The organism is uncultured Lutibacter sp. (genome assembly GCF_947495725.1).
Classification (GTDB): Bacteria; Bacteroidota; Bacteroidia; order Flavobacteriales; family Flavobacteriaceae; genus Lutibacter.
In genome coordinates, this window is sequence record NZ_CANLZZ010000001.1 from 530,706 (window position 1) to 547,604 (window position 16,899).

The 16,899-nt window shown below is 31.3% G+C and carries 16 protein-coding genes; 10 read left to right on the forward strand and 6 right to left on the reverse strand.

All coding sequences use genetic code 11. The annotated features are described in order from the left end of the window. Positions 1–7: 7 nt before the first annotated feature. The 5 genes from Q0776_RS02160 to Q0776_RS02180 all read left to right on the forward strand — a co-directional run bounded on the left by Q0776_RS02160 (position 8) and on the right by Q0776_RS02180 (position 4,723). Positions 8–457: a GNAT family N-acetyltransferase gene (locus tag Q0776_RS02160; protein ID WP_298364383.1), complete on the forward strand. Its 450-nt coding sequence runs from the start codon at positions 8–10 to the stop codon at positions 455–457. 57 nt (positions 458–514) lie between these two features. Then, complete coding sequence (locus Q0776_RS02165) at positions 515–886, forward strand: VOC family protein (protein WP_298364388.1); 372 nt, start codon at positions 515–517, stop codon at positions 884–886. Positions 887–1,002: 116 nt separating this feature from the next. Further along, positions 1,003–1,224, forward strand: a complete 222-nt coding sequence (locus Q0776_RS02170; RefSeq protein WP_298364391.1) for a VF530 family protein — start codon at positions 1,003–1,005, stop codon at positions 1,222–1,224. 12 nt (positions 1,225–1,236) lie between these two features. Further along, positions 1,237–3,429: a radical SAM protein gene (locus Q0776_RS02175; protein WP_298364394.1), complete on the forward strand. Its 2,193-nt coding sequence runs from the start codon at positions 1,237–1,239 to the stop codon at positions 3,427–3,429. 55 nt (positions 3,430–3,484) lie between these two features. Beyond that, on the forward strand, positions 3,485–4,723 hold the full coding sequence (locus tag Q0776_RS02180) for a DEAD/DEAH box helicase (RefSeq protein WP_298364397.1): 1,239 nt from the start codon (positions 3,485–3,487) through the stop codon (positions 4,721–4,723). Between the two features lie 94 nt (positions 4,724–4,817). Here Q0776_RS02180 and Q0776_RS02185 read toward each other — a convergent pair whose 3' ends face one another. The 4 genes from Q0776_RS02185 to rlmF form a co-directional block, all read right to left on the reverse strand. Then, entirely contained in the window at positions 4,818–5,285 is a 468-nt protein-coding gene (locus Q0776_RS02185) for an OsmC family protein (RefSeq protein ID WP_298364400.1), read from the reverse strand. A 253-nt stretch (positions 5,286–5,538) separates the two neighbouring features. After that, complete coding sequence (locus Q0776_RS02190; protein ID WP_298364402.1) at positions 5,539–6,594, reverse strand: sugar phosphate isomerase/epimerase; 1,056 nt, start codon at positions 6,592–6,594, stop codon at positions 5,539–5,541. Between the two features lie 14 nt (positions 6,595–6,608). Then, on the reverse strand, positions 6,609–7,751 hold the full coding sequence (locus Q0776_RS02195; protein ID WP_298364406.1) for a Gfo/Idh/MocA family oxidoreductase: 1,143 nt from the start codon (positions 7,749–7,751) through the stop codon (positions 6,609–6,611). Between the two features lie 187 nt (positions 7,752–7,938). Continuing rightward, complete coding sequence (gene rlmF, locus Q0776_RS02200) at positions 7,939–8,868, reverse strand: 23S rRNA (adenine(1618)-N(6))-methyltransferase RlmF (protein WP_298364409.1); 930 nt, start codon at positions 8,866–8,868, stop codon at positions 7,939–7,941. 126 nt (positions 8,869–8,994) lie between these two features. Between rlmF and Q0776_RS02205 the strand changes: the two genes are divergently transcribed. Genes Q0776_RS02205 through Q0776_RS02220 form a run of 4 tightly spaced genes read left to right on the forward strand, consistent with a single transcriptional unit; the run spans position 8,995 to position 12,066 of the window. Beyond that, the gene (locus Q0776_RS02205) at positions 8,995–9,573 is read left to right on the forward strand and encodes a TetR/AcrR family transcriptional regulator (RefSeq protein WP_298364412.1); all 579 of its coding nucleotides are present in this window, start codon (positions 8,995–8,997) and stop codon (positions 9,571–9,573) included. Between the two features lie 2 nt (positions 9,574–9,575). Further along, entirely contained in the window at positions 9,576–10,241 is a 666-nt protein-coding gene (locus Q0776_RS02210) for an NAD(P)H-binding protein (RefSeq protein ID WP_298364416.1), read from the forward strand. 18 nt (positions 10,242–10,259) lie between these two features. Then, positions 10,260–10,892: a nitroreductase family protein gene (locus Q0776_RS02215; RefSeq protein WP_298364418.1), complete on the forward strand. Its 633-nt coding sequence runs from the start codon at positions 10,260–10,262 to the stop codon at positions 10,890–10,892. Between the two features lie 13 nt (positions 10,893–10,905). Continuing rightward, entirely contained in the window at positions 10,906–12,066 is a 1,161-nt protein-coding gene (locus tag Q0776_RS02220; RefSeq protein ID WP_298364422.1) for an iron-containing alcohol dehydrogenase, read from the forward strand. A gap of 84 nt (positions 12,067–12,150) precedes the next feature. Here the strand turns inward: Q0776_RS02220 and rsmI are convergent, their stop codons facing one another. Together rsmI and Q0776_RS02230 are read right to left on the reverse strand one after the other, a co-directional pair. Beyond that, positions 12,151–12,825: a 16S rRNA (cytidine(1402)-2'-O)-methyltransferase gene (gene rsmI / locus Q0776_RS02225; RefSeq protein ID WP_298364423.1), complete on the reverse strand. Its 675-nt coding sequence runs from the start codon at positions 12,823–12,825 to the stop codon at positions 12,151–12,153. A gap of 10 nt (positions 12,826–12,835) precedes the next feature. Beyond that, positions 12,836–14,632: a long-chain fatty acid--CoA ligase gene (locus Q0776_RS02230; protein ID WP_298364426.1), complete on the reverse strand. Its 1,797-nt coding sequence runs from the start codon at positions 14,630–14,632 to the stop codon at positions 12,836–12,838. Positions 14,633–14,967: 335 nt separating this feature from the next. Here Q0776_RS02230 and aspS point away from each other — a divergent pair, with 335 nt between their 5' ends. Then, on the forward strand, positions 14,968–16,716 hold the full coding sequence (gene aspS / locus Q0776_RS02235; RefSeq protein ID WP_298364429.1) for an aspartate--tRNA ligase: 1,749 nt from the start codon (positions 14,968–14,970) through the stop codon (positions 16,714–16,716). Positions 16,717–16,899: the final 183 nt, after the last annotated feature.

A 16,899-nucleotide genomic window follows, 5' to 3' on the forward strand; every position in this document is an offset into this window, starting at 1 on the left:
TTGTTGAATGATAACTTTTAAAAGAACCAATTCTAAAAATAGAGATTTTATAAATCTTGTAAAATTACTCGATGCTGATTTAAAAATTCGTGATGGTGTTGAACACGGATTTTACGACCAATTTAATAAAATTGAAGGCTTAAAAAATGTAGTTATTGCATACAAAAATAACCTTCCTTTAGGATGTGGCGCTTTTAAAATTCATAATGAAAACTTTGTTGAAATAAAAAGAATGTATGTATCGGTTAATGGTCGAAGACGAGGTATTGGCTCCAAAGTTTTAGCCGAATTAGAGCGGTGGGCAAAGGAATTAAACTACAAAAAATGCATTCTCGAAACGGGCAAACAACAACCTGAAGCAATAGCACTCTACAAAAAAAGTAACTATTCTATTACCACAAATTTTGGTTTATATAAAAACATAGAAAACAGCGTTTGTTTCCAAAAATTCTTATAATTTTTATTTTTCGAAAAAAAAATTAACTTTATTCTATTAACTATAAAACTACAAAACATGAAATTGGGAGCATTTTCAGTAAGCTTAAGCGTAAAAGATATAACAACTTCAAAATTATTTTATGAAAAATTAGGTTTTTCAGTATTTGCTGGCAATATCGAAAACAAATATCTAATAATGAAAAACGGAAATTCCTTAATTGGGCTTTTTCAAGGAATGTTTGAAAAAAATATATTAACCTTTAACCCTGGTTGGGATGAAAATGCAACAACATTAAACTCTTTTAAAGATGTTAGAGAAATTCAACAACAACTAAAAAATGAAGGGATTACATTAGAAAGCGAAGCCGATGAAAATACTTCAGGACCAGCAAATCTTGTAGTTTTAGATCCTGATGGAAATCCAATTCTTATTGACCAACATGTTTAATCTTTAATTTTAGAGTATCTTTGTAATTCTTAAATTTTATTAAAAACTATCAATTATTCTTTTTGCCAAGAAAAGTGAATTTTGATAAAAAATTAGGGCGAAAATTAATAATATAAATGAGCGAACAACAACCAAACAATCCATTACATGGTGTAAAACTTGCCGAAATTGTTCAATATTTGGTATCCGAATATGGATGGGAAGAGCTAGGAAGCCGCATAAAAATAAATTGTTTTAATAGCAACCCAACCATAAAATCGAGCTTAAAATTTTTACGAAAAACACCTTGGGCAAGAACAAAAGTTGAAAACCTTTATTTAAGAACAATTAAAGAATAATTGTAACATATTTTGAAAAATATACTTCTAATTACACCACCTTTTACGCAGCTGAACACTCCGTATCCGGCATCCGCATATTTAAAAGGTTTCTTAAATACAAAAGGAATTAGTTCATTTCAAATGGATTTAGGAATTGAGGTTATTTCAACACTTTTTACAAAAGTAGAACTGAACAATATATTTGAATTTTCGATTGAAAATAATACAATAACTTCTGAAAATTCACAACGTATTTACGCTTTAAAAAACAGTTATATTTCAACAATTGAACCTGTTCTTTCATTTCTTCAAGGAAAAAACAACACTCTTGCTCGCCAAATATGCACAAATAGTTACTTACCAAAGGCTTCACGATTTACACAATTAGATGACTTGGATTGGGCATTTGGCTCTATGGGAATTCAAGATAAAGCAAAACACCTAGCTACGCTCTATTTAGAAGATTTATCCGATTTTATTAAAGAATGTGTTGATAAAAATTTTGGTTTTAGCCGTTATGCCGAAAGCTTAGGGAAAAGCGCCAATAGCTTTGACGAATTACATAACAACCTTCAACAAGATATTACCTATATCGATTGTATTGCTTTACATATTCTTGAGGAAAAGCTTAAAATAACACAACCTAAATTAGTGTGTTTTTCGGTACCTTTTCCAGGGAATTTATACAGTGCTTTTCGATGTGCTGAGTTTATAAAAAATAAGTATCCACAAATTATAGTTTCAATGGGTGGTGGCTTTCCAAATACTGAACTGCGTTCTATTTCGGATATTAGAGTTTTTAATTATTTCGATTATATTACGCTAGATGATGGAGAATTACCAGTTGAATTATTATTTAATTACGCTTCAAATTTAACCTCTAAAAATCCTGAATTTAAGCGAACTTTTTTTACTGAAAACAACAAAGTAGTATTTAAAAATAATTCAACCAAAAAAGATTACAAACAAAGCGAACTAGGAACTCCAGATTATACCGATTTATTACTAGACAGTTACATTTCAGTTATTGAAATTGCAAACCCAATGCACAGTTTATGGAGCGATGGACGCTGGAATAAACTTACAATGGCGCACGGATGCTACTGGGGAAAATGTACCTTTTGCGATATTTCTTTAGATTATATTAAAATATACGAGCCAATTACGGCAAAAATGTTGGTTGATAGAATGGAGGAAATTATCTCTGCTACTGGAGAAAGCGGATTTCATTTTGTTGATGAAGCTGCACCTCCCGCTTTAATGAGAGCTTTAGCGCTTGAAATATTAAAAAGGGATTTAACAGTTACTTGGTGGGCGAACATTCGTTTTGAAAAAAGTTTTACCAAAGACTTGTGTACACTTTTAAAAGCATCGGGGTTAATAGCTGTTTCTGGTGGGTTGGAAGTTGCTTCAGATCGCTTATTAAAATTAATAGATAAAGGTGTTACAGTTGAACAAGTTGCACAAGTAAACCTCAATTTTACTGAAGCCGATATTTTGGTGCACGCTTATTTAATGTATGGTTTCCCAACGCAAACAATACAAGAAACTATTGACAGTTTAGAAATGGTACGTCAATTTTTTCAATTAGGGCTAATCAACTCCGGTTTTTGGCACCAATTTGCATTAACTGCACACAGTCCAATTGGTTTAAACCCTTCGGAATATGGAGTAATTCCAGATTATAAAGATATTACATTTGCCAACAATGATGTTGATTTTATAGATGAAACTGGTATAAATCACAATCAATTTAGCTACGGATTAAAAAAATCGATTTTTAATTTTATGCATGGCATTGGTTTTGAAAACAACCTGCAAGATTGGTTTGATTTTGAAATTCCATCAACCGATATTCAATCTTATTATATTGAAGATTGTTTGGATAAAACTGATAATTTATCAACTAAACCATCTTCAAAAATAATTTGGCTAGGTGGTAAACCGTTGGTTTCTTATACCACAAAAACAAAAAGAGGACAAAAATTAGAACTTATTAATTTAGCATTTCATTCAAAAAATGATTTGTTAGAAATTTCTTTACAAAAAGATAAGGGAACTTGGTTATTAAAAGTACTAGATAAAATAACCGTTCAAAAAGGAAAATCATTCACTTTTATAAACCTAAAAGAAGATTTTGAGTTCTCATTTGAAAATTTCGAATTATTTTGGTACTCCAAACCAATTAAAAAATTAAGAAATTTTGGTTTGTTAGTTTTATAATACAGCTTATTCAATTTAGCGTATCTTTGCAAAAATCTTGTTATAAACAATACATATGCAATTTAAAGACCTACAATTAATAAAACCTCTTTTAAAAGCTATTGCAGCAAAAAATTATGATGCTGCAACACCTGTACAAGCACAAACAATTCCATTAGTTTTGGATAAAAAAGATGTGATTGCTTCAGCTCAAACCGGAACAGGAAAAACTGCGGCTTTTGCATTACCAATTTTACAATTATTATTTGACAAACAAGATTCTGGTAAAAAAGGTAAAAAAGTAAGAGCTTTGGTTATAAGTCCTACAAGAGAATTGGCATTACAAATTGAAGAAAGCTTTAAATCTTACGGGAAATACACAAATTTAAGAGCCACAGTTGTTTATGGAGGAACTTCCATTGAACCACAGAAAGATGTTCTTAAAAAAGGAGTTGATATTTTAGTAGCAACACCCGGAAGGTTATTGGATTTGCATAAACAAGATTGTTTAAATTTAGATTATATAGAAACCTTGGTTTTAGATGAAGCTGATTTAATGCTTGATATGGGTTTTATTGACGATGTTCGAAAAATTGAGCGTTTATGTCCTAAGGAAAAACAAGTGTTACTTTTTTCTGCAACAATGCCCGAAAAGGTAGCTCAACTGGCAACTACTATTTTAAAAGATCCTGAAACTGTAAATGCTACTCCGTCTTCATCAACCGCTAAAAATGTACAACAACTATTATATTATGTTGGAAAACAGCATAAAATGGAACTTTGTTTGCATTTATTAAGAAACACCATAAAAGGAAACATTTTAATATTTAGACGTACTAAAATGGGTATTTCTAAACTTGAAAAAATGCTAAAAGGAAATGGTTACAGTGCTGATAGTATTCACGGTGATAAAACTCAAAATGATCGCGAAAAAGCATTAGAAAAATTTAAAAATGGAGATATCAATATTTTAATTGCAACTGACGTTGCCGCGCGTGGGATTGACATTAATAATTTAGATGCTGTAATTAATTTTGACATTCCAAACATTTCTGAAACGTATATTCATAGAATTGGAAGAACCGGAAGAGCTGGAAATTCTGGAATTGCCTATTCATTCTGTTCAGCTGACGAAAAACCTTATATTGCTGACATTCAAAAATTGATAAACACTACGATTCCTATTATGGAGGAGCATCCATACTTATTAGATCCAAAAGCAAAAAAGGAAGTTCATAGAACACCTGGGAAAAGTAAACACAGACCGGGAAGAAAATCGGCCGCTTCAAAAAAGAATAAAAAACGTTGGTATTAGTAATCGCTATTACAAATAGAAGTAAAAATACATCATAAATTAAGTTATAAAACTTAAAATCTACTTGTAATAGCGACTATAAACAAATAAAAAGTTACATTACTGTTTGTTCTATAGAATGAAATTTACCTTTTAACAGTAAATTTATTGGTGTTTTGTTGGTTAAATTATCGGAAACTGGACATCTGTCCTCAATTTTAGCTAACCACTCTTCTAATACTTCCAACGGAACATTACAATCTGGTTCAATGGAAACATCAATTCCTTTATAACCTGCACGTTCCTTAAAAGAACTACCAAACAATCGTTGTGGATTTAAATTACCACACATTTTAATTTTCATGCCACGCAATTCAAATTTCATTTCTTTTGCAATTACATGTCCCATTACATTTATACAACCACAAAAAGCGGCTAACACAAATTCTACAGGATTTGCACCTTCATTAGTACCACCAAGACTTTCAGGTTCATCAATTACAATCTCAAAATTCCTAGCTTTTACAACCGTTTTGGTTGGATTTTCACTATGAGCTTGAACTCTAAATTTTAAATCTTCCATTTTTTTACAATTATATTACTTGATTATTACATATTAAATTTACGAATAATCAAAGTGATAATCCCAATATTTTGACTGAATTACACCTACATTATTTAATGTAATTTCACATTCAAAACACGTATTAAAATGACTAAATTTATTAGGAATTTTCAATGAAATTTTATAATTTATTTCCGTTGAAAATACTATATAATACTGCTTTTATTAAATTCTCATATAAAAAGAATCAATATTGGGTATGAATTGTTTTTTATTTCAGACCTAATATTTTTTTAAGCATTTCTTTATCAACTTCTCCACCAGCAAAATCATCAAAAGCAGATTCTGTGGCTTCAATAATATGTTTTTGAATAAAAGGCGCCCCTTCTCTTGCACCTTGTTCTGAACTTTTTATACAACATTCCCACTCCATAACAGCCCAAACATCACAACCATATTGCGTTAATTTAGAAAATATACGTGCAAAATCAACTTGTCCATCTCCTAAAGAACGGAATCGTCCAGCACGGTCAATCCAATCAGCATAACCTCCATAAACCCCTTTTTTCCCAGTTGGATTAAATTCAGCATCCTTTACGTGAAATGCTTTTATAAACTGATGATAATCGTCAATATGCGCTAAATAATCCATTTGTTGCAAAACATAATGACTTGGATCATATAACATATTTACACGTTTGTGATTTCCAGTTGCGTCCAAGAAACGTTCAAAAGAAATACCATCATGTAAATCTTCACCCGGATGAATTTCATAACAAACATCTACTCCGTTTTCATCAAAATGATTTAAAATTGGAGTCCATCTTTTTGCTAACTCTTCAAACCCCATTTCAACTAATCCGGCTGGTCGTTGAGGCCAAGGATAAACTGTATGCCATAACAATGCTCCAGAAAAAGTAGCGTGTGCATTTAAGCCCAATCTTCGACTAGCTGTACCCGCATTTTTTAATGTTTGCACAGCCCATTCGGTTCTAGCTTTTGAATTATTTCTTAATTCTGGTGGCGCAAAACCATCAAACATAGTATCGTAAGCTGGATTTACAGCAACCAATTGCCCTTGTAAATGCGTTGAAAGCTCCGTTATTTCCAGTCCATATGAATTAATTTTTCCTTTTAAGTCATCACAATATTGTTGGCTCTCTGCTGCTTTATTAACATCTATTAAAAAAGATTCCCAAGTTGGAATTTGAATACCTTTATAACCTAAATCGGCTGCCCATTTACACATTCCATCTAAAGAATTATATGGGGCTTCACTTCCTACAAATTGAGCTAAAAATACTGCTGGTCCTTTTATTGTCTTCATCTAATTTAATTTTTTTATAGTTTAACCCAAGTTGAGTTGTTTGTATTACTCTCTACTGCTCCATAAATAAATTTCATCCCACGAACTCCATCATAAACAGATGGATATTGTTTTTTAAGCTCGGTTTCACCATTTAACAAGGCAACCAAATCAGTCGCAAAACCTTTATAAATAGTTGCAAACGCTTCTAAATACCCTTCAGGATGTCCAGCTGGAATTCTTGAAGTTTCTAATGCAACTGGATAAAGATTATTCCCATTTGGAGTATAAACTTTAATTGGTCCGTCCAACCAATGTGTAAGCAATTTATTAGGCTCTTCTTGATGCCATTCAATACTTCCTTTTTCACCGTAAACTTTAATCGCAAGATTGTTTTCTTCACCAACAGCTATTTGAGAAATAGACATTGTTCCTTTTGCTCCATTTTCTAATCGCAATAAAATATTACCATCATCATCTAAGGTTCTTCCTTCTCCAAATACTCCTAAATCTGCAGCTAGTTCATCAATTTTTAAACTAGTAATATATTCCACTAAATTTTCAGCATGTGTTCCAATATCTCCTAAAGCACCTCCAATACCAGACTTTGTTGGATCTACACGCCAAGAAGCTTGTTTTTGACCAGTTTTTTCAACTGAAGTTGCCAACCAACCTTGCAAATATTGAACTTGTACTTTTCTTATTTTACCTAAATCTCCATTTGAAACCAAAGCTTTGGCTTGTTTCACCATTGGATGGCCGGTATAATTATGGGTTAAAGCGAAAACCAAACCAGACTCTTCTACAATCGATTGTAAGTTTTCAGCCTCGTTAAGAGTTAAAGTCATAGGTTTATCACAAATTACGTGAAACCCATTTTCTAACGCCATTTTTGCTGGTTCAAAATGCATATGATTAGGAGTTACAATAGCAACAAAATCCATTCGTTCGTTTTCTGGAAGCTCCTTTTCCTTAGTTATCATTTCTTCAAAGGTTCCATAACACCTATTAACAGGTAAGCCAAGCTCTTTTCCAGATTGAATTGACTTCTCTACAGAACTACTAAAAGCTCCACAAACTAAATCTATCATTCCATCAATACTTGCTGCTTTTCTATGAACATCTCCAATAAACGACCCTATTCCGCCACCTATCATACCCATTCTTAATTTCCTCATACTATATTTTTATTTGGTTTAAAAAAAATCAATGCTAAAGATATTATTTTTTAAGCAGAAAACATACTTGGAAAAGAAGAGTAATTTTCAAGTTTTACTTATTCTAAAAATACATAAAAGTGCTATCTCAATTTAAAAAGCATTTAAAAGATTGCATTTATTTAGCAAATAGGAAATACTTGATTTACTAAATATTAGTTTTAGTCCAATCTTTTTGCTCCTCTTTAGTTAAAAATGTCCAAGCAACCACTCTTGTTACTTTGTTCCCTTGGTACATTGGAATGGTTTTTATTTCTGTTGCACCCATTTTTTTTAACGAAGGCAATAAGCTTTCTGCATTTTGTTTTTTCGACACCAGAGTTGTGTACCAAAAACATTGTGTTTTGAATTGTGCACTTTCATAAGCATATGTATGAATAAATGCTTTTTCACCTCCTTTATACCAAAGTTCTTGCTGTTTTCCACTAAAATTTCTAGACTGAGCATTACTTGCATTTCCCAATCCTTCCAATTTACGAGCATTTGCTTCCATTGCCTCTTGCTGAGATCTATAAAAGGGTGGATTACACAAAGTTGCAGTATACTTTGATTCTTCGTTTAAAATACCTTTAAATATTTGTGAAGCATCTTTTTGTTGAACTAATGAAATTTTATCTGTTAGATTATTCTTCTTTAATATTTTACCTGCTCTATCCAACGATTTTTTATCAATATCCGTTCCTAAGAATTTCCATCCATAAACAGAATTCCCTAATAGCGGATAAATACAATTTGCTCCTACTCCCACATCTATTATCGAAGCATTTTCTAAAATCCCAGAATCTTTCAGTAAATCAGCTAAATAATGAATATAATCAACTCTTCCAGGAATTGGTGGACATAAATTATCGTCAGGGAAATCCCAAAAGTCAATCCCATAATCTTTAGCTAATAACGATCTATTCAATTCTTTTACGGCCACGGGATTTGCAAAATCAATGGTCTCAGTTCCAAATTTATTTGTGAATACAAATTCTTTTAGATTTGGATATACTTCTATTAAATCAGAAAAATTGTATCCAGCATTATGAATGTTTCTTGGATGAAGACTTTTGTTGTTACTTTTTTTTGTTCCCATAATTTATATACTTCCGCAAAAGTAGTCATTTAAAGTTTTAACATAGTTTTATAATTTACAAAATGAATGAATGTTCGTTTTGTGGATATTTTTATATAAATTTGCCCTATAATAAAAATTTTAAAAATGGCTATTAGACAAAAATCCGACAAAAAACGTGCTTCATTATTAAATGCAACAATGAAATTGGTTAACAATCAAGGTTTTCATGCAGCACCAATGTCTAAAATTGCAAAAATGGCCGAAATGTCTCCAGCAACAATTTACATTTACTTTGAAAACAAACAAGATTTAATTAATCAATTGTATTTAGAAGTTAAAGCATCTTTTAGTGCTTTTGCATTTAAAAATTACAACGAAGAAACTTGTGTAAAAGAAAGTTTTAAACAAATTTGGTTTAATATAGCTAACTTTAAAATTAATCAGGTTGAAGAAGCTAACTTTTTATCGCAATGTGATAATGCACCAATAATTGACGAAGAAATAAAACGAGAAGGATTAAAACATTTACAACCTTTAGTTGATTTATGGGAACGAGGAAAAAATGAACAAATTTTAAAACCTATTTCACCTTATTTAATGTACGCATTTAGTATTTATCCACTTGCATTTTTAACCAATAGTCATTACAAAAAAGGCTGTGAAATAAATGATGAAAGAATACATGTTGCTTTTAATGTTGCTTGGGATAGTATAAAATTATAAAAATGAAAAAAACTGCCATTATTTTAGGAGCAACTGGTTTAACGGGAACTTTACTACTAGATACACTTATAAAAGATTACCGATACGATACCATTAAGTTGTTTTCACGTAAAAAAATAGACGGATTACCTTCAAAAGTTATTCAGTTTATTGGAAATGTAATTGAATTGGAAAATTTTAAAAAGGATTTTACAGGAGATGAAGTATTTTGTTGTATAGGTACAACAGCTAAAAAAACACCCAATAAAACCATATATAAACAAATTGATTATGGGATTCCTGTAACAGCGGCAAAGCTTTCAAAAGAAAACAATATAAAAACATTTATCGTAGTTTCTGCAATAGGTGCAAACTCAAAAAGTGGCATTTTTTATAATAAAATAAAAGGAGAAATGCAACGCGATGTTTTATTGCAAAACATAAAAAACACATACATTTTACAACCTTCATTTATTAAAGGAAATAGAAACGAAACTCGAACTGGAGAAAAAATTGGATTGGTAGTTTTCAAATTAATACAACCTTTATTTAGAGGTAAATTAAAAAAATATCGAATAATTGAAGCTACATCTATTGCAAAAGCAATGGTGAATTTGGCCAACTTAAAACCTTTGTCTCAAAAAACGCTAAAATCGGATTATATTAAACAAATATCAAAAATAAAATAACTAAAGAATATAAAAAATATGGAATTATTAGATAAATTAAATTGGAGATACGCAGCGAAAGCAATGAATGGTAAAAAAGTATCGGAAGAAAAAATTGCCAACATTATTGAAGCGGCGCGTTTAGCTCCAACTTCAAGTGGTTTACAACCTTTTGAAATAATTGTAGTCAAAAATCAAGAAATTAAAGAGCAAATTAGACCCGTAGCTTGGAATCAATCTATGATTACCGATTGCTCCCACTTATTAGTTTTCGCTGCTTGGGATACCTATACTGAAGACAGGATTAACAAAGCTTTTGATTTGGTAAATGAAGTACGCGGATTTAAAAATGAAGGTTGGGAAGCATACCGTCAAAAATTATTAAGTTTCTATCCAAAACAAGATCCAGAAGAAAACTTTAATCACGCTGCAAAACAAGCTTACATAGCATTTTCTGCTGCAATTATTGCTGCTGCTTATGAAGGTGTAGACACAACGCCTATTGAAGGTTTTGAACCTGAAGCAGTAGATAAAATTTTAGGTTTACGCGAAAAAGGTTTACGCAGTTGTGTACTATTACCTATTGGCTATAGAGATACAGAAAACGACTGGTTGGTGAACTTAAAAAAAGTAAGAAAATCTACAGAAGATTTAATAACTATTGTTGAATAATAAAACAAAAACTATGAATAATTTTCAGTTTAAAAACCCAACTAAGATTATATTTGGTAAAAATCAAATTGAAAATCTAGCATTAGAAATTCCAAAAAATGCAAAAATATTAATGCTTTATGGTGGCGGAAGTATTAGAAAAAATGGAATTTATGATAAAGTTACACAGGCTCTTTCAGCTTTTCAAGTAATTGAATTTGGTGGAATTCCAGCAAATCCTGAATACGAAGTTTTAATGAAGGCATTAGACATTATTAAGGCTGAAGATATTACATTTTTATTAGCAGTTGGTGGAGGATCGGTTATTGATGGAACTAAATTTTTAGCTTCTGCGGCTTTATTTGAAGGTGAGGATCCTTGGGATATTCCTTCAAAAGGAAAAAGAACTACAAAAGGAATGCCTTTTGGAACCGTTTTAACTTTGCCAGCAACAGGCTCGGAAATGAATTCTGGAGCTGTAATTTCTAGAAAAGAAACTAAAGAAAAATATGCCATGGGAGGTCCAGGTTTATTCCCTCAATTTTCCATTTTAGATCCTGAAGTAGTTAAATCAATACCGCAACGTCAAATTGCTAATGGTTTAGCCGATGCATTTACACACGTTTTGGAACAGTATATGACATATTCGGTTGATGCTAAATTACAAGATCGTTTTGCTGAAAGTATTTTACAAACTATAGTCGAAGTTGCTCCAGAAATTTTAAAAGACACTTCTAATTACAACGCTGCAGCAAACTTTATGTGGAGCTGCACAATGGCTTTAAATGGATTAATTCAGCAAGGTGTTCCATCGGATTGGGCAATTCATATGATTGGTCACGAATTAACAGCTTTATATGGAATTGACCATGCTAGAACGTTAGCAATTATTACTGAAAGTCATTATACCTACAATTTAGAAAGCAAGAAGGAAAAACTAGCTCAATATGCCGAACGTGTTTGGAATATTTCTGAAGGAACTTTAGAGGAAAAGGCTCAAAAAGGTATTCAAAAAACCTCTGAATTTTTTCAATCTTTAGGAATTGACACTAAATTATCCAAATACACAGAAAACTATAAAGAAACCGCTAAAATTATTTCAAAACGGTTTGAAGATAGAGGTTGGATTGGATTAGGAGAGCATAAAAAAATAACTCCTAGTGATGTTGAAAAAATAGTTGAAATGAGCTATTAAATAATAAAAAACTTTAAAAAAGGGACAAAATTAGATATGCTAATTTTGTCCCTTTTTTGTATAAAATTTTAATAATAATTCAGCTTATTTCTTTCCGCCAACAACAATAACAAATTCACCTTTTGGTGCTTTTTTAGTAAAGTATTCTATAGCTTCTAAAATAGTTCCTCTAACTGTTTCTTCATAAAGCTTAGTCAATTCTCTAGAAACTGAAATTGGACGATTTTCACCAAAATATTCAGCAAAATGTGTTAAGGTTTTTAGGAGTTTATGAGGAGATTCGTAAAAAATCATTGTTCTAGTTTCTTCAGCTAAAAAAATTAACCTTGTTTGTCTTCCTTTTTTAACGGGTAAAAACCCTTCAAAAACAAATTTATCGTTTGGCAATCCACTATTTACAAGGGCAGGAACAAAAGCTGTTGCTCCTGGTAAACATTCTATTTCAATATCATTTTCTATACAAGCACGTGTTAATAAAAAACCCGGATCGGAAATTGCCGGAGTTCCTGCGTCGGAAATTAATGCTACAGCTTCTCCACTTTGAATTCTTTTAACTATGTTATCTACAGTTTTATGCTCGTTATGCATATGGTGACTGTGCATGTGCGTAGAAATTTCAAAATGCTTTAATAGTTTTCCACTAGTTCGGGTGTCTTCAGCCAAAATTAAATCTACTTCTTTTAAAACTTTAACAGCTCTAAAAGTAATATCTTCTAAATTCCCAATGGGAGTTGGCACTAAATATAATTTTGCTTCCAATGTATTTAAATTAATCTTTATACATTTTATCAATTAACTCTTGATATTTTTTTTGTATTACCTTTCTTTTCAGCTTAAGAGTTGCTGTAATTTCACCTGCTTCAATACTAAATTCTTTAGGTAACAAGGTGAATTTCTTAATTTTCTCAAACTTAGAAAACTCTTTTTGTAACTCTTCAAAACGTTTTTCAAATAAATCTTTAATTTGATTATGATCAATTAAATCTTCAATATCCTTAAAACTTATTTTATGCTCAATTGCATACTTTTTTATGTTTTCAAAACTGGGAACTGCTAATGCTGTCACATATTTTTGCTGATCGCCAATTACGGCTATTTGTTCAATAAATGAATCGTTAATTAAAGCAGTTTCTAGTTTTTGAGGAGCAATATATTTTCCTCCCGAAGTTTTCATTAAATCTTTAATTCTATCGGTAATTACCAAGTTTCCAAATTCATCAATTTTACCAGCATCACCTGTTTTAAACCAGCCATTTTCAAAAACCTCAGCAGTTTCTATTGGTTTTTTATAATAACCTTTCATAACGCCAGGCCCTTTTACCAAAATTTCGTTATTGTCACCTATTTTAATTTCGGTACCTAAAATAGCTTTCCCTGCAGAGTTAAATTCGAAATGTTGATTCCCAAATAATGAAACGGTTGCTGTGGTTTCCGTTAAACCATAACCGCACTTAATATTTAGTCCAAATGAATGAAAGAATGATACCATATCGGCTGCCAAAGGCGCGCCACCACAAGGCATAAATTTAATGTTCCCTCCAAATACATCACGTAATTTACTCAGCACCAATTTATCCGCAATTTTAAATTTTAATTTTAATGCTAATGGTACTTTTTTATCAATTCGTTTATGTTTGTTAAAATAGGCATTACCAATACCTAAAGCCCAACTAGCCAATTTCATTTTAGTTGGTGAAGCCTCTTTTCTTTTCTCTTGAATTGCAGAAAATATTTTTTCAAAAATACGCGGAACTGTACACATTAGAGTAGGTTTCACTTCTTTTAAAACATCTGCTATTTCTTTTGGATTTAAATTAAAATATACTTGAATTCCGGATTGAATACAGAAAAACACCCAACTACGTTCGTAAATATGGCTTAACGGTAAAAAGCTTAGCGAAACATCACTTGTGTTAACATCCAATTCTGTTTCGTGGGCCCTTAACGAAGCTGCAAAATTGTTATGATCTAACATTACACCTTTTGGTACTCCAGTTGTTCCAGATGTGTAAATAATACTTGCCAAATCATCTAATTCGTGCTCAAAATAACGTTTTTCTAATTCGGTTTCAATACTTTTTGGAAATTCAGCATCTATTAAATGGGTAAAATAAACCGCATTTTTATGGTTCCTTAAATCTACTGTTGATGTTAAAGCAACAATTAATTTTAAGTATTTGTTATCTTCTGAGATTTTTTCGGCCTTATCAAATTCTTCCTGATCGCCAACAAACAATACGCTAATCTCAGCATCGTTTATAATATATTCCGTTTCTTTAGTTGAATTGGTAGCGTAAATTGGAACTGTTACAGCTCTTGCGCCCATTATTCCAATATCTGCAATAATCCATTCGGTCATATTTTGAGCAAAAATTCCAATATTATCTTGCTCTTTTATTCCAAAATTAATTAGTGCTTTTGAAACTTGCTCAATTTTCTGGTAAAATATATTCCAAGAAACTCCAACCCAAATTTTTGTTGTTGGATCCTTATAAAAAACAGCTTCCTTGGTGGTAAACCTTTGGGCATTATTTTTTATAACCTCTATTAGATGTTTATAATTCATAAATGCATTTCAAATTTTTGTAAAAAGCTTATACAAAGCCCGCAAAGTTACAAATAATTAATCTGCCAAAATTAGCATCACTGTTTTGAATGTTTCATTAGATTTTAAAAAGTTATTTTTAGATTGAATTTTTATAAAATTTAATCTAAAAATAGGCACTTCAACCTTAATTTGTACAAAAGCAATCGTTTGCTCGTTAATAGCTTTTCAATTAAAAAAACTAGTGCTAAAAGCCATTCATTTGATTTTACAAATGGATCTCCCAAAAAAATGGACTTATCATATAAAACTATTTTTTAATTAACTAAATTTGCACTTTCTTAAAAATTTAGAAAATGTATAGAACACATTCAAACGGAGAATTACGATTAGCAAATGTAGGCCAAGAAGTTACTTTGGCTGGTTGGGTGCAAAAGTCGCGCGACAAAGGATTTATGATTTGGGTTGATTTACGTGATCGTTATGGTATTACGCAACTTATTTTTGATGAAGAGCGCACTCCAAAAGAAATGGTAGATAAGGCAAAAACACTAGGTAGAGAGTTTGTTATACAAATTACCGGTGAAGTTATTGAACGTGTTTCAAAAAACAGCAATATTCCTACTGGTGAAGTTGAAATTCTTGTTAAAAAACTAACTATTTTAAACGAATCTAAAACACCACCTTTTACTATTGAAGACGAAACAGATGGTGGTGATGAATTACGTATGAAATATCGTTATTTAGATATTAGAAGAAATCCAGTAAAGGAAAGTTTAATTTTCCGACATAAAGTAGCTATTGAAGTTCGTAAGTATTTATCTGACAAAGATTTTATTGAAGTTGAAACTCCGGTTTTAATTAAATCTACACCCGAAGGCGCTCGTGATTTTGTAGTGCCAAGTAGAATGAATGAAGGTCAGTTTTACGCATTACCACAATCGCCTCAAACATTTAAGCAATTGTTAATGGTTGGTGGAATGGATAAATATTTTCAAATTGTAAAATGCTTTAGAGATGAAGATTTACGTGCCGACAGACAACCAGAATTTACACAAATTGATTGCGAAATGGCTTTTGTTGAACAAGAGGATATATTAAACACTTTTGAAGGTTTAACTCGTCACTTACTAAAAGAAGTAAATGGTGTTGAGATTGCTAATTTCCCTAGAATGACATATGATGAAGCAATGAAACGCTTCGGAAATGACAAACCAGATATTAGATTTGGAATGGAGTTTGGCGAACTAAACGAAGTTGCAAAACACAAAGATTTTGGTGTATTTAACAATGCAGATTTAGTTGTTGGTATTGCGGTTCCTGGTGGAGCATGTTATACAAGAAAAGAAATTGACAAATTAATTGAATGGGTAAAGCGCCCACAAGTTGGGGCTTTAGGAATGGTATATGTAAAATGTAATGACGATGGAACATTCAAATCATCGGTTGATAAATTTTACGATCAAGAAGATTTAGCTAAATGGGCTGAAACTACTGGTGCAAAACCTGGAGATTTAATTTGCGTATTAAGTGGTGTTACAGATAAAGTTAGGGCTCAATTAAGTGCTTTACGTATGGAATTAGCTACACGTTTAGGTTTACGTGATCCAAAAGTATTTGCTCCATTATGGGTTGTAGATTTTCCATTATTGGAATGGGATGAAGATACTAAACGATACCACGCAATGCACCATCCGTTTACATCTCCAAAACCAGAAGATATGGCTATGTTAGATACAGAGCCAGGAAAAGTAAGAGCAAATGCTTACGATTTAGTACTTAACGGAAACGAAATTGGTGGTGGTTCAATTAGAATTCACGATAAAGAAACTCAAGCATTAATGTTGAGCCATTTAGGATTTACGCCCGAACAAGCAAAAGAACAATTTGGTTTTTTAATGAATGCTTTTGAGTATGGTGCACCTCCACATGGTGGTTTAGCATTTGGATTAGATAGATTGGTTGCAATTTTAGGAGGACAAGAAACTATTAGAGATTTTATTGCATTCCCAAAAAATAATAATGGACGAGACGTTATGATTGACGCTCCTTCTAATATTGATGATGAACAACTTAAAGAACTAAATCTAAAATTAGATTTATAATATTTAAAACCTCGATAAATCAATCGAGGTTTTTTTTACATAAAATTTAAATAAGAAATATTTTTTTATGTTAATTTTTAAAGTAATTGTATCTTCCTAAAAAATAAAAGGTACTAAATAGGTGAGCAATTCAAAAATTTTAAAGATTTTAAAATACGATTTTGACTGGGAGCTTTTAAACAA